The organism is Acinetobacter calcoaceticus, from assembly GCF_051947995.1.
Taxonomy (GTDB): Bacteria; Pseudomonadota; Gammaproteobacteria; order Pseudomonadales; family Moraxellaceae; genus Acinetobacter.
The window spans coordinates 167,070-181,213 of the sequence record NZ_JBLVVH010000006.1; the positions used below are offsets into that span (position 1 = coordinate 167,070).

Below are 14,144 nucleotides of genomic sequence, written 5' to 3' on the forward strand. Positions count from 1 at the left end.
TGGCTCTTCTGTTTTTTATGAAATTGGTTCTCGATTTATAGGGTGGGTGAAAGATAATCAGAATTCAAAAATAATCATATATTCATGGAATAAATAGATGATCAACAAGAAATGGATTCTAGCTATCTTAACATCTACACTATTAGCGCCAGTATATGCAAAACCCGCCGATAGTCCTACTGAAAATCAGCAGCAACGTTTTTCAGTCAGTGGTTCAATGGCTTTTTTAACAGAGTATTATTGGCGTGGCACTACGCAAACCAAAGGAAAACCGGCTGTTCAAGGAACATTAAGACTAGATCATGATTCAGGATTTTATACGCAACTGTTTGCATCAAATATACAGCTGGATATTGGTAGTAGTTTAGAGCTGGATTATTATATTGGCTATAATTATCAAATAAATAATGATCTTAAACTGAATCTACAATATCTGGATGTGAACTACCCTGGAGAAGATAAAACCCTGCCCCGTGTAGATTTTGAGGAATACTCAATTGGCGTGTTGAGTTCAAATCTCCTCCATGCGCAGGATGAGTTGAATCTGGCTTTTTACTATTCACCTGATTATACGTTAGAGACAGGTAAAATGCTGCGTTATGAGGTCGGATATCGTTATCCAGTCTCGGAGCGGTGGAATATATATACGCAAGTAGCATATAACCAGTTTGCAAATAAAGATGCCTATGCCGTACTTTGGGGAACGGATGAGAAAAGTCATTTCTATGATTATAAGCTAGGGCTGGATTTGAATTATCAAGATTTTATTTTTGATTTATATTATGCCAATGCAAATGTTAATAAAGATTTGCCAAGTGCAGATAAAACAGTGGTATTTAGTTTAACCAAACTGTTTTAGTTTAAATGTGAGCAATTGTATTTTAAAATCATACTTTGATAGTTAAAATAGTCCTGTTTAAAATTTTCTTAGATCAAACAGCAGTCAAAAAGTTTTATATATAAAACTTTTTGACTGTTTTGTGTTCAATGTTGAATGTGGTTAGAAATAATTAAAAAGTAATAAAAAATAAATTGATTTTTATAAAAATAGGATTAGTTTAATCTTTTGCTTATTCGATTGAAAAACAAAAGGAATTTTATTTATTTATTGATGTTTAAATTGGTACCTGTTTTTTTGAAAGAATTGGCACTCGTTTTTAATGGAAGAATTAATCAAAGTAGCGTGAATAAAGCGATAGTGATATATCGATAAAAGGGATGTTAAAACAATGAAAGTGAATGCAGAGCGTTTATGGCAGATGCTCATGGACATGGCAAAAATTGGTGCCACCAGCAAGGGTGGTAATACACGGTTAGCGCTTACAGATGAAGATATTGCAGGTCGGGCTTTACTGCTTGAGTGGGCCAAGCAGATTAATCTTTCTATTCATTATGATGAAGTCGGTAACCTGATTTTACGCCGTTCCGGTCAAGACCATACCGCATTACCTATCGTTATGGGCAGCCATCTGGATACCCAGCCCAAGGGCGGACGTTTTGATGGCATTTATGGTGTGCTGGCGGGTATGGAAGTATTACAGCGCCTAGAAGAACAGAATATTGTGACGGCTCATCCACTTGAACTGGTGGTGTGGATGAATGAAGAAGGTGCACGTTTCACTCCGGCAATGATGGGCTCCGCCGCTTTCGCTGGGGTATTAGCTAAACAGCAAGTCTATGACACCACCGATAAAAACGGTATTTCTGTTTATTCCGAACTGGTCCGTACCAGACAACTCGGTGATTATCCACTGACGCGTCCATTCCAGGCGTATTACGAAGCCCATATTGAGCAAGGGCCTGTATTGGAAACAAACCAGATCTCGATTGGCGTGGTCACCGGTGGTCAAGCCATTCTGTGGCTAGATGTTGAAACCCAAGGCAAAGCAGCACATGCGGGCACAACCCCGATGAATATGCGTAAAGACACCATGGTCGGTACCGCAGAAATGATTGTGGCTGTTGAAAAATGCATTCTTGAGAAATTCCCGCAAGGTTTGGTGACTTTTGGTGAAATGCAGGTGGCGAATTCATCGCGCAATACCATCCCAGGCCAGATTCAGTGGACCATTGATTTACGTCATCCAGATGATGCTGTACTCAAAGTCATGGAAGTGGAAACCAGAGCAATCTTGTCTCGTCTGGCGATGGAAAGAGATCTGGACGTTCAGGTGTCTCAACATTGGCTGAGTCCAGCGACTTATTTTGATAAGACCTGTGTGGCAACGGTTCAAGCAGCGGTAAACAGTCTGGGTTACAGCAATCAGCCGATCGTGAGTGGTGCAGGACATGATGCCATCAATATCGCAAAACATTGTCCGACGACGATGATCTTTATTCCATGTATTGATGGTTTAAGTCATAACGAGGCGGAAGATATTTATATGCAAGATGCAGCCCAAGGTGCCGATGTGTTGCTGAATGCGATTTTAAATTATGACGCACAGTCCGCTACAAAACTGGCACAACAGAATACTGTAACAATTGAATAACCAACAAATTAACAATCAGTAAGACATGCATGCTGCTGGAACGGAGCATTGCAATAAAAATGGATGGATAGAAGATGAACTCTAAATTACCTGTAAACGTCGATATTCAGGATATCTGGCAAAAAGATAAGGATCATGTGATTCACCCATGGACAGATTTTTCGACCTTTAAAGACGAAGGCTCTTTAATCATGTCGAAAGGTGAAAATGTCTATGTATATGATGCGCAGGGCAATAAATATCTAGATGGTATTGGTGGCCTGTGGTGTGTCAATGTCGGTTATGGACGCAAAGAAATTGCCGATGCCGTTGCTGAACAGATCATGGAACTACCTTATTATTCACCATTTGGTCATCAAACCACAGCACCAGCAGCCAAGTTGGCGGCTAAACTGGCTGAGTTGGCACCGGGTAATCTGAATCATGTGTTTTATGGCTGTGGTGGTTCAGTAGCGAACGATACTGCAGTACGTTTAATTCACCACTATTTCTATCAGATTGGCAAACCATCGAAAAAGAAACTGATTGCCCGTAAAGATGCTTATCACGGCAGTACGTATATCAGTATGACCTTGACAGGAATTGAAGCTGATCATGTTGGTTTCGAGATTCACAATGAGCTGGTTCACCATGTGTCATGTCCAAATCCGTACCGCAAGCCAGAATCTCAGTCGATGGAAGATTTCTGTAATGAAAAGGTTCAGGAACTGGAAGATACCATTCTGAAACTTGGCCCGGACAATGTCGCAGCTTTTTTTGCCGAACCAATCATGGGTGCGGGCGGGGTGATCGTTCCACCAGAAGGCTACCATGCCAAAACCTTGGCCGTCTGTAAAAAATACAATGTGCTGTATGTGTCTGATGAAGTGGTTACCGCATTTGGTCGCTTAGGGCATATGTTTGCTTCAGAAGCCGTGTTTGGCATTGTGCCTGACATTATTACCTGTGCAAAAGGCCTGTCTTCGGGTTATCTGCCTTTGGGTGCAACCATCATTTCGGATGAAATTTATGATGCCATCAGTAAACCACATCATGAAGGTGGTTTGCTTACGCATGGCTTTACCTATTCAGGTCATCCGGTCAGTTGTGTTGCTGCACTCAAGAATATTGAAATTCTGGAAAAGGAAAAGATTTGTGAACATGTCCAGGACATGGGCGTTTATTTTGAAGAGCAATTAAAGACGTTGGCAGATCTGGAAATTGTCGGTGAAGTACGTGGCAAAAAATTCATGATGTGTATCGAGAACCTGCGTAACAAAGAAACCAAAGAACTGTTTGACCGTTCTGTTGGGGTAGGCAAACGTATTGCCAATCATTGCCAGAAACTCGGTTTGATTGTACGTCCTGTGGGTCACATGAATGTGTTATCTCCACCCTTAATCCTGACACGTGATCAAATTGACTTTGCCGTAAAAACCTTACGTCATGCGATTCAGAATACCATTCAGGAATTAAAGGCTGAAGGTCATTTGTAAGCCGAATCTCTTTGATGTTTCAAGCAGTCAACTTGCCCTGCGGGGTGAGTTGAGTCTCGCTGATCGATAGAAATAGCGGGACAACAACAGATGATGTCGATGGAATGAATGAGGAATAAAGCGACTGGATTGACTTGAAGCAGGCTGAAATCCTGTGGGCAGTCACGATGAATCCGCTTTAGAACTCGTATGAGAGCAAGCAGATGAAGAATTATATCAATGGAAAATGGGAAAATACGTCAGGAAGCTCCCAGATTACGGTGGTGAATCCAGCCAGTGAAGAAGAATTAACCCATTTTACGACAGCTTCCCCACAAGATGTAGATGCTGCCGTGGCGGCTGCACAACAGGCGCTGGAAAGCTGGAGTTTGACCAGTCCTGAACAACGGGCAAACTGGTTAAACAAAATTGCCGATGCCATAGACGCAGCAAAGAACAGCCTGATTGAACTTTCCCATCGTAATAATGGTAAGTCTTCTGAACAAGCCCAAGTCGACGTCGAGAATAGCATTAAGTGCTATCGCTATTATGCCAATCTCGTTAAAGAATTTGCATTTAGTCGGGTGACCCAATGTGAAGCTGGTATTGAACTGACCCACCAGCAAAATCCGGTGGGTGTGGTTGCTTTGATTACGCCGTGGAATTTCCCGTTAATCACCAGCGCCTGGAAAATCGCACCCGCCCTTGCCGCAGGTTGCACACTGATCTTTAAACCATCCGAACTGGTGCCATTGCCAGAGTATGAATTTACCCGCCTACTGGATCAGATCCAGTTTCCGCAGGGGGTCTTTAACCTGATTCTGGGAGATGCTGTGGCAGCACAGCATCTGGTGACCCATCCAGAGGTGAATAAAGTCTCTTTCACCGGCAGTACGGAAGTGGGCATTCACGTGATGCAGGCTGCAGCGCAATCGGTCAAGCGAGTCACGTTAGAGCTGGGTGGCAAATCGCCGATCCTGATCCTTGAAGATGCCGATCTGGATGAAGCCGTCGATAAAGCACTTGGCGGCATGTTTTACAACAGTGGTCAAATGTGCTCTGCAACCTCACGTTTACTGGTACACCAATCACTGGCAGAGCGCTTTTACCAGAAGCTTAAAACTGCTGTGGAGTCGATGGCTCTAGGTTCTGACCTGAGCGGCCCGTTGAGTATGGGACCGATGACGACACAAAAGCAATATCAGAAAGTTCATGAATATTTAACTATCGCACAACAGGAAAAGCTTCAATCCTTAATTGATCCTGAACAGATTGCCATTCCGGAAAAGGGCTTTTTCATTCAGCCCCATGTTTTTGTAAATGTACCGACTGAAAGCCGCTTATGGACAGAGGAAATCTTTGGCCCTGTGATGTGCTGTCGAAGCTTTGAAACTGAAGAAGAAGCGATCCGGCTAGCCAATGATTCTGACTTCGGGCTGGCTGCCACCATTATCACCGGATCTTTGCAGCACGGTAAAAAAATTGCCAAGCGACTTCGCTCTGGTCATATCTGGATCAATTGCCATCAAATGATTCAGCCTGGCTCTTTATGGGGCGGCTTCAAGAAAAGTGGAATTGGGCGTGAACTGGGTGAATCGGGAATGCAAAGCTATCTCGAAGAAAACGTGATTACGCTCTGATTCTTTCAACTGCTTATTGAATCGGGAAAGGGACTTCTCTGTTCAATATCACTATCCAAGATGAATAAAAAAAGCACTGCGAAAGTGTTTGCATTGATGCAGGAGAAACATGCATGGAAAGCGAAAAGAACCGAAAAGGGCTGTCATTGTGGCAAGTGGTTGTCATTGGTGTGGCTTATATGGCTCCAGCAACTGTATTTGATACTTTTGGTATTATTTCAAGAGTTACCGAGGGACGGGTTCCTCTGGCTTATATTCTGGCTTTATTTGCGATGCTATTAACTGCATTTAGCTATGCACGCTTTAGTAAACTGACACCAAAATCAGGATCGGCTTATACCTATACCACTGAAACATGCGGCAAGACAGCGGGTTTTTTTGTGGGCTGGTGCTCGCTGATTGACTATCTACTGATTCCGTTGGTCAATGTTTTACTCGCCTCATTTTATCTTAATGCATTGATGCCCGACATTTCCTATACCACCTGGGTGGTGATCATGGTCGGGATTATCACGCTGATCAACAGCTTTCGTATCAATATTCTGGCCAACTTTAGCTTTATCTTTATTGCAGCCACGATTTCAATGATGCTGGTGTTTATTTTTCTGGTGGTCACAGGCATGGGGCATTCGCAGGGTTATCAAAGCCTGATGACAATCAAGCCTTTATTCAATGGTAATCCCGAATATCTGACCTTGCTGACAGGTGTGTCATTGGTCTGTTTCTCTTATTTGGGTTTTGATGCGGTCTCGACCTTGGCACATGAAAGCCGTAATCCGACCAAGACCATTCCTCGGGCAATTATGCTGACAACCTTATTAGGTGGCCTGATTTTTATTACGGTTTCCTGGTTTGTTCAGTTGTCCTTTCCGACACTGGAACAGTTTAAAAATCCGGATGAAGCCTTACCTGAAATTGCACTGTTTGTTGGGGGCGTATTTTTCCAGTCAGCTTTGCTTACCGTACAGATCATGAATGCATTTGCCTCCGGTTTGGCCTCTCATGCCAGCGCTTCACGTTTACTTTACATCATGGGGCGTGATGGTGTGTTTAACCAAAAAATATTCGGTTATGTCAATCACAGATTAGGGACGCCTTTATATTCGATTTTATTCGTGGGCCTGATTTCCCTGTTAGCCATTACCGTTGATCTGGCAACCGTGGTGAGTCTGGTTAGTTTTGGTGCCTTGATTGCATTTACCATGGTGAATTTTTCGGTTTTCATGAAATTCTTTGTGCTTCGTAAAGAGCGCACGGGCTTAAAAAATATTTTCTTTAACTTGCTATTACCGCTGGCTTCGGTGCTGTGCTTATTCGGCTTATGGACACATCTGGAGAAATCGGCACTGGAATTTGGAGGTGTGTGGTTATTGGCTGGGGTTCTACTCCTGCTTTATAAGCGTCTCCGAAAACAGCCGCTCTCGTTTGGGGCCACCACTTAAACCGTTTTAAACAATTGATTTGATCAATGTAGATTTGACTTCAAAAGATATGAACATATGGAGATAGACAATATGGAACAGAATGCGACAACCCCAAAGCAGCAAGGTTTTAGCATGCCCGGCGAGTGGTCTGCACAAGAAGCGGTATGGATGATCTGGCCGTATCGTACGGATAACTGGCGTGGCAATGGCGCACCTGCACAACAGGCTTTTGCTCAGGTCGCGGCTGCAATTGCCCAGAAAACGCCAGTATTTATCGCTGTTCCTCAAGCAGAAATGGAAAAAGCACGCCAAGTTATGCCTGCACAGGTCACACTGGTTGAAATGGAAAGTGATGATGCATGGACACGTGATACGGGACCAACCATTGTCAAGAATGCGCAAGGCCAGAAAAAAGCCATCAACTGGGTATTTAATGCATGGGGCGGGGAAAATGGCGGATTGTATTTCCCATGGGATCAGGATCAGTTGATTGCAGGCAAAATCGCTGCTCAGCACGGCATTGACACTTACTCGACACCGCTGGTTTTAGAGGGTGGGGCCATTCATGTGGATGGTGAAGGCACATTGTTGACCACCGCAGAATGCTTGCTGAATCCGAACCGAAATCCACATCTGACTCAGGCCCAGATTGAAAATATTCTGCAAGAATGCCTGGGTGTCACCACTTTCATCTGGTTGCCTCAAGGTGTATTTAATGATGAAACCGATGGGCATGTTGATAATATGTGCTGCTTTGTCCGTCCTGGTGAAGTGGCATTGCACTGGACAGATGATCTCAATGATCCGCAATACGCACGTTCACAAGCTGCATTACAAGTACTGGAAAATACAAAAGATGCAAAAGGCCGTCAATTGAAAGTGTGGAAATTGCCATCTCCAGGACCACTCTATGCCAGTGGAAACGAGACGATCGATATTGATAAGGGCAATGCCATTGAACGTTTTGAAGGCAATCGTCTGGCGGGCTCTTATGTCAATTACCTGATTAGTAACCAGCAGATTATTTTCCCGTTACTGGATGAACGTACTGATGAACAGGCGAAGGCATTGTTCCAGCAGATGTATCCAGACTATCTGATCACAGGTGTTCCTGCGCGCGAAATCTTGCTCGGTGGCGGCAATATTCACTGCATTACCCAGCAAATTCCGGCTTAAGTCACGATGCGATATGCAAGTTGAAACGTCGTCCAGACATGGGGCGTGCTTTTCAACTTGCGCAATCAAAAAAATAACGTAACAAGCATAAAAATTACTGGAAAAATCTCTTAATTTTAAAGAAGCAATTTAAGCCATAAAACACCTAAAAATTTGAATATCTTTAGTCACACATTCACTTTAATCATAGCTAGCCTATAATGCAGAATTCATCATTCAATTTTTAATTAAATTTAGTCAGATTATTATTAAATAAAATGAATAGCTTGGAATCATTTTCTGCCCTGAAATTAAAAAGTTAAACTATTTTGCCTCAACTGATAAGCTGTCAATAAGGAATGAAAAATGAATATATAAATAATAATAATTATCATTTGTATTGAGTTTTATTTGTTTTTTGTTAGAATTCCCATAAATTTTAAGCAATCTTTAAGATATCTCTGAATCGGGTGGGAATATGTCCAACAAAATAGCACGTCAATCACTCCTCACTATTTCTGTATTGGGCGGTATGATGGCGCTTGCACAGGCAGCAGAAATTCAGGCGAATAAAGATGCCGTACAACTGGATAAAATTGTTGTTACAGCAAGTGGATTTGAACAGGACATTAAAAAAGCAGCAGCCTCTATTTCTGTGCTTACACAAGAACAAATGAATAAAAAAGCATATCGTGATGTGACCGATGCCTTGAAAGATGTACCGGGTGTGGTGGTGACAGGGGGCGGCAGCTCAAGCGATATCAGTATCCGAGGTATGGGCAGTGCTTATACCGTAATTATGGTTGATGGCAAAAAAGTAAATTCGCGTTCAGTACGTCCCAATAGCGATAACTCAGGCATTGAGCAAGGCTGGTTACCAAATATTGGCGCTATTGAACGCATTGAAGTCATCCGTGGACCAATGTCTGGCTTATATGGTTCAGATGCGATGGGCGGTGTGATTAATATTATTACCAAGAAAAATGTAACTGAGTGGACGGGTTCGATCAAGCTTGATACCACGTTGCAGGAAAATTCTGACTCAGGTAATCAATATCAAACCAATGCTTATATTGCAGGTCCTCTAATCGCCAATCTATTGTCGTTTAAAGCCAATGGTCTTTATTCGCAACGTGATGAGGATGAAATCTATGGTGGCTATAGCAAGCAAAAAATTCGCGCAGGGGGAGCTGCCTTTAGTCTGACCCCCAATGATGATCACACCATTGATCTGGAGTACCAGCGTTCAATTCAAAACCGCGATGCAACCGTTGGCAAGAGCATTTCCCAGATACAAACAGGTCGAAACCCACCAGCAAACTCATTCTCAGACTACTATCGTACCGAATATAGCTTAACGCATCGTGGTCAGATTGGAGCAGTTGAAACCCACTCTTATATTCAACGTGAAGAGAATGAAAATCCGTCACGGAATATGGAAGCGACCAATACTACATTTAATACCATCAATAAAATTAATTTTGACCGTCATAGTTTGAGCTTTGGCGGGATGTACCTCAAAGAAGAATTAGATGACAAAGGTAATCAGCTAAGCGTTGGTGGGGCAAAACCTGTTTCCAATCTTGATCGTTATAGCTGGGCATTATTTGCGGAAAATGCCTGGAATATTGTCGATGATTTCACTTTAACCAGTTCACTGCGTTTAGATAAAGATGAAAAATTTGGTGATCACTGGAGCCCGAAAGTCTATGGTGTTTGGGGACTGAATGATAATTGGGTGATTAAAGGCGGTGTCTCAACAGGTTATAAAACACCAGCACTACGTGCAACCGTTGCTGAATGGGGGCAGGCAACAGGTGGTGGGCAAAGTAAAGGTGTGATTGTTGGCAATCCGAACTTAAAACCTGAAAAAAGTGTGAACTATGAAATGTCCTTTAACTGGGACAACTTAGATAATCTGACTGCAGGTCTTACACTATTCAATAGTGAGTTTAAAGACAAGATCACTGAAATCAGAACCTGTCAGGGGGCATCTGGATCGATGAGCTGTGACTGGTTGGGTGAGAAGTTTGACTTTGTCAGCCTACGTGAGAACGTTGATAAAGCCAGTATGCGTGGTGCAGAAGCAACCTTTGGCTGGAAAGTCTTGCCAAATGTGAACTTGAGTGCGAATTATACTTTCACAGATACCGAACAAAAGAGTGGCGCGAATAAAGGTAAACCTTTAAATGAAATGCCTAAACACATGTTTAACACCACAGCAGACTGGGAAATTAACGATCAGTTCTCAAGCTGGGGTCGTGTGAATTACCGCAGTAAAACTTCGGATTACTTAGGTCGTACTGCCATGGCCAAAGGTAAACCGGCTTATACGATGGTGGATGTTGGAGTGAACTATAAGCCAACGCAAAATATTGCGGTTGCTGCAGGCATTTACAATCTATTTGATAAAGAGATTGATACTGCGACCTATAACTATGTGTTAGATGGCCGCCGTTATAATCTTGGTGTGACCTATAGCTTCTAGGATTTGTATGGAAGGGTAAGGTTTTTAAGGCCTTATCCTTCTCCTTTTAAGATATGTGCCACTTGATCCGAATAATAAAACTTCTCTAAATAAAGGCGGGCACGTTCCCGTAAATAGCCTGTAGCGATGACCTGTTGTAACACGGGAGTCAATAAGTCACTAAGTTGCTCTTCAATTAATGCCTCATCAATATTCAGGTCACGTAATAAAAGATCAAAAGTTCGTTCCTGATTACGTGCATACCAAGCATAAACCCCATCATGGATTTGCTGTTTCAGATACGGCGTCTGACGAATGTGCTCCCAGATTTCGTGTCCCATCGCGACCGTCTTTGGTAAGTCCTGTACTTCGATATAATTCCGCAATACCGATAAGGGCATGACTTTAATTTTATGCCAGAGATTGGCCTGAAAATGATAGAGCTTGTCATCATTAAAATGCTGATTCAGTACTCTCTCACTCATTTGACTGATTTTTAAAATATTTTTTTGAAGATAATGGGCGATGGTCTGGTTCAGGTTGGAGTCGGTCACTGTTTCTAAAACAGATTTGCCCATTTTCATAAAATGCCCGACACCAGGAACGCGCTTCGACATCACTGAATTATCCAGATAATCCTGAATCGAGTGCTGGATTAACTGACTAATCAATGCTGAGAACGCGGGATTGTTCACCACAGTTTTGATTAAACGTTGGCGATGTCCACTTTTACTGGCCACATACTGCGCAATCGAATCTACTGTTAGCACCGGGATGACATCTTCAATGGTGGTCTGCTCGTTAACTGGATGAATCAGGGCAAAACGGATATGCTCCGCAATCTGCTCAACCAGAAAGGCACTTGCCGGTGTCGCAAGAATCTGTTTTTCAATCAGGTTAAAAATTTGTTCAAAAGACCAGATCTGCTGTAACGGCTGTAAACGCAACCAATGATAGAACTGTTTAAATTCTGATTGAATGGTGTCTGGTTGTGCAAACTCATGTTCAAGAAAGTCGAGCTGTGCATCAATCAGTTGTTCTATCATTGGATGTTTAGACATATATTCTCAAATCGCTAAATTAAGTTTATTGCGCTGGAGCCGCAGCAGGTTTTTGTGCCTGCTTGCTCAGGAACGGCAGATATTGCTGAACCACCAGTTGATCTGCTTCCAGAATCGGCATATGACCGACATTGTCCAGAATGACAGGCGTCTGGGCATTTTTCAGTAATGCTTTTAATTCTGGTACCACCTCAACATTAACGATTTTATCCTGCTTACCCCATAAAATCAGGGTCGGTGCGTCAATCGATCTTGCCAGCAAGGCAAATGAATCTGGGGTATAGAGCTTGTTCAAGGCAATCACCTGATCGACCATTTTCTGGGTCTGCTCAACCTGACCAATCATCATTTTTTCTTGAGCCTGAGCAATTTCTTTTGGAATGAATGGTGGAGTAAACATGGCTTGTTGCATCAGGAAATTGAAATCTCCTTTTTTGCTCACAATCATGTTTTTCACCTGATTTGGATCTTTTAAATAAGGCGTGGTCGCTGCCTTATAGACACCCGCCGCATCAATCAGGAAAAGACTCTTGGTTTCAAAGGGATATTGACCTGCATAGAGCATGGCAATAGAACCACCCAGTGAATGACCGGCAATATGTGCAGGTCCGGTCAGATTGGCGGCTTCCACAAAACGGCGTAATTTTTCGGTGACATTTGGCACAGAATAGTCAAAATCTTTCGGAACCAGTGTTTCACCGCTGGCTGGTAAGTCCGGAATGATGACGTGGTAATTTGCTGTGAGGGCGCGTGCGACACGGTTCCAGTTGTCACGACTGCCTGCCAGACCATGAATTAAAATAATAATAGGCTTGCCGGCTTGACCGCCTTCGCTATAAGACCACGTGATATCACCCACTTTTAAGGTCTTGCTTTGTAAACCAGCCCAGGCACGTTCTTGCTGCAACAGGTTTTGAAAGCTCATTTCTATTTCGGCAGCTTGAGTTGTACTCAGCGCGAGTGTGCTTAAGCTACATACTAGTAACGCAGCACCAAACGTCTTGCGCAAAGGTTGGGCAAATCGGGTATTGATCATCTTTGTTCAATCCTTGATCTATTTTTAAACCAATTGATTATTGAGGAAGAGACGACGCGAGTCATTTGCATAATCTACAGATGTATGGAAATTCTTGCCAATGAATTCAGCGATTTTCCGCTATTTTAGCGTTCAAAAGATTAGCAAGTATGCTGATCGTTTCTATTTTTGTCAGTGACTTTCAAACGGGCGCACATTAAACTGTTGCCTCAGGTCAATCACAAATGGATATACACATGCTCACCGCACAAGAAGCATTAGAACGTTTAAAAGCTGGTAATGCCCGTTTTGTAAAAGGAGAAGCAGTTCAACAAAAATTGTTATCTCACCAAGAACGTGCCGAGATGGCAAGTGATCAAAATCCTTTTGCAATTGTTTTAGGCTGTTCTGATTCACGTGTACCTGCTGAAATGGTTTTTGACCAAGGCTTGGGTGACTTGTTCGTGATTCGTGTGGCAGGCAATATTGTGGCCCCTTCACAGGTCGGCAGTGTCGAATTCGCTGCAGAGCGTTACGATTGCGCCGTGGTGGTGGTACTGGGACATAGTCATTGTGGCGCGATTCAAGCGACGATTGATACCTTGATGAACCCAGAGCAACCACCATCATCGAATTTAATGTCAATCGTCAACCGTGTCCGTCCTTCAGTTGAAATCCTGATGCAAACCGAACTCAAAAATGATTTGAAGAAACTGTCTGCGCATGCGGTTCGTTCAAATGTATTTGCTTCCGTGAATCAGCTCCGTCATGGCTCTGCTGTGCTGGAAAGCCTGATTGAAAAGGGCAAAATGATTGTGGTTGGTGCAGAATATTCACTCGAAACAGGTGAAGTTTCTTTTTTTGATTTCTAAGAATTAGGGCGAGTTTTAACTCGCCTTCATTTCGCTGATGAAAGTATAAATCTTTTTTTTATTAAATTAGAAAAATAAGCAAAGTAAAAGGGCAGAATAGAGATGAACATCATGCCTGTCACCGGGTCACATTTGGCCGACTGGCTGCAATTAAGAATATTACTCTGGCCAGATCATGAAGATGCGCATTTACTGGAAATGCGGCAGCTACTCGAACAAACACAGACCCTGCAATTATTAAGCTATAACGATCAGCAGCAAGCAATTGCGATGCTGGAAGCCTCGATTCGATATGAATATGTGAATGGCACGCAAAGCTCACCGGTGGCTTTTCTGGAAGGTATTTATGTGTTGCCAGAATATCGACGTTCAGGTGTTGCTAGCGCGCTGGTACAGCAGGTAGAAGGCTGGGCCAGGCAGTTTGCATGTACCGAATTTGCTTCGGACGCTGCGCTGGATAATACGATCAGTCATGCCATGCATCGCGCGCTGGGCTTTCAGGAAACCGAGCGTGTGGTTTATTTTAAGAAAAACATCAGTTGAATTCGTCAATTTTGTCAAAGG

Annotated in this window: 11 protein-coding genes; 9 read left to right on the top strand and 2 right to left on the bottom strand. The window is 43.0% G+C overall.

Annotated elements, in window-relative coordinates:
- The first annotated feature begins 97 nt into the window (after positions 1-97).
- From ACNQO6_RS13040 to ACNQO6_RS13070, 7 genes are all read left to right on the top strand, one after another.
- A complete protein-coding gene (locus tag ACNQO6_RS13040; RefSeq protein WP_440209240.1) occupies positions 98-859 on the top strand; it encodes a TorF family putative porin in 762 nt (253 codons plus the stop codon).
- A 370-nt stretch (positions 860-1,229) separates the two neighbouring features.
- Positions 1,230-2,492 carry a Zn-dependent hydrolase gene (locus ACNQO6_RS13045; protein ID WP_440209241.1) on the top strand — a complete coding sequence of 421 codons (1,263 nt, stop codon included), beginning with the start codon at positions 1,230-1,232 and terminating at the stop codon, positions 2,490-2,492.
- A 74-nt stretch (positions 2,493-2,566) separates the two neighbouring features.
- Positions 2,567-3,967: an aminotransferase gene (locus ACNQO6_RS13050; RefSeq protein WP_440209242.1), complete on the top strand. Its 1,401-nt coding sequence runs from the start codon at positions 2,567-2,569 to the stop codon at positions 3,965-3,967.
- Positions 3,968-4,170: 203 nt separating this feature from the next.
- Entirely contained in the window at positions 4,171-5,586 is a 1,416-nt protein-coding gene (locus ACNQO6_RS13055; RefSeq protein WP_440209243.1) for an aldehyde dehydrogenase family protein, read from the top strand.
- 113 nt (positions 5,587-5,699) lie between these two features.
- Positions 5,700-7,028 (top strand): APC family permease, encoded by a 1,329-nt coding sequence (locus tag ACNQO6_RS13060; RefSeq protein WP_440209244.1) that lies wholly within the window; start codon positions 5,700-5,702, stop codon positions 7,026-7,028.
- Positions 7,029-7,100: 72 nt separating this feature from the next.
- On the top strand, positions 7,101-8,186 hold the full coding sequence (gene aguA, locus ACNQO6_RS13065) for an agmatine deiminase (protein WP_440209245.1): 1,086 nt from the start codon (positions 7,101-7,103) through the stop codon (positions 8,184-8,186).
- Positions 8,187-8,643: 457 nt separating this feature from the next.
- Positions 8,644-10,653: a ligand-gated channel protein gene (locus ACNQO6_RS13070; RefSeq protein ID WP_440209246.1), complete on the top strand. Its 2,010-nt coding sequence runs from the start codon at positions 8,644-8,646 to the stop codon at positions 10,651-10,653.
- Between the two features lie 32 nt (positions 10,654-10,685).
- Here ACNQO6_RS13070 and ACNQO6_RS13075 read toward each other — a convergent pair whose 3' ends face one another.
- Positions 10,686-11,693: a hypothetical protein gene (locus tag ACNQO6_RS13075; protein ID WP_440209247.1), complete on the bottom strand. Its 1,008-nt coding sequence runs from the start codon at positions 11,691-11,693 to the stop codon at positions 10,686-10,688.
- A gap of 25 nt (positions 11,694-11,718) precedes the next feature.
- Positions 11,719-12,729 carry an alpha/beta fold hydrolase gene (locus ACNQO6_RS13080; protein WP_440209248.1) on the bottom strand — a complete coding sequence of 337 codons (1,011 nt, stop codon included), beginning with the start codon at positions 12,727-12,729 and terminating at the stop codon, positions 11,719-11,721.
- Between the two features lie 236 nt (positions 12,730-12,965).
- Here ACNQO6_RS13080 and ACNQO6_RS13085 point away from each other — a divergent pair, with 236 nt between their 5' ends.
- Positions 12,966-13,580: a carbonic anhydrase gene (locus ACNQO6_RS13085; RefSeq protein ID WP_009511404.1), complete on the top strand. Its 615-nt coding sequence runs from the start codon at positions 12,966-12,968 to the stop codon at positions 13,578-13,580.
- Between the two features lie 102 nt (positions 13,581-13,682).
- Positions 13,683-14,123 carry an AAC(6')-Ighjkrstuvwx family aminoglycoside N-acetyltransferase gene (aac(6')-I, locus tag ACNQO6_RS13090; RefSeq protein WP_440209249.1) on the top strand — a complete coding sequence of 147 codons (441 nt, stop codon included), beginning with the start codon at positions 13,683-13,685 and terminating at the stop codon, positions 14,121-14,123.
- Positions 14,124-14,144: the final 21 nt, after the last annotated feature.

Coding starts and splice junctions, on each gene's coding strand:
- ACNQO6_RS13070 (WP_440209246.1), top strand. CDS start 8,644: ATGTCCAACAAAATAGCACGTCAATCACTCCTCACTATTTCTGTATTG.
- aguA (WP_440209245.1), top strand. CDS start 7,101: ATGGAACAGAATGCGACAACCCCAAAGCAGCAAGGTTTTAGCATGCCC.
- ACNQO6_RS13040 (WP_440209240.1), top strand. CDS start 98: ATGATCAACAAGAAATGGATTCTAGCTATCTTAACATCTACACTATTA.
- ACNQO6_RS13050 (WP_440209242.1), top strand. CDS start 2,567: ATGAACTCTAAATTACCTGTAAACGTCGATATTCAGGATATCTGGCAA.
- ACNQO6_RS13055 (WP_440209243.1), top strand. CDS start 4,171: ATGAAGAATTATATCAATGGAAAATGGGAAAATACGTCAGGAAGCTCC.
- ACNQO6_RS13080 (WP_440209248.1), bottom strand. CDS start 12,729: ATGATCAATACCCGATTTGCCCAACCTTTGCGCAAGACGTTTGGTGCT.
- ACNQO6_RS13045 (WP_440209241.1), top strand. CDS start 1,230: ATGAAAGTGAATGCAGAGCGTTTATGGCAGATGCTCATGGACATGGCA.
- ACNQO6_RS13085 (WP_009511404.1), top strand. CDS start 12,966: ATGCTCACCGCACAAGAAGCATTAGAACGTTTAAAAGCTGGTAATGCC.
- ACNQO6_RS13075 (WP_440209247.1), bottom strand. CDS start 11,693: ATGTCTAAACATCCAATGATAGAACAACTGATTGATGCACAGCTCGAC.
- ACNQO6_RS13060 (WP_440209244.1), top strand. CDS start 5,700: ATGGAAAGCGAAAAGAACCGAAAAGGGCTGTCATTGTGGCAAGTGGTT.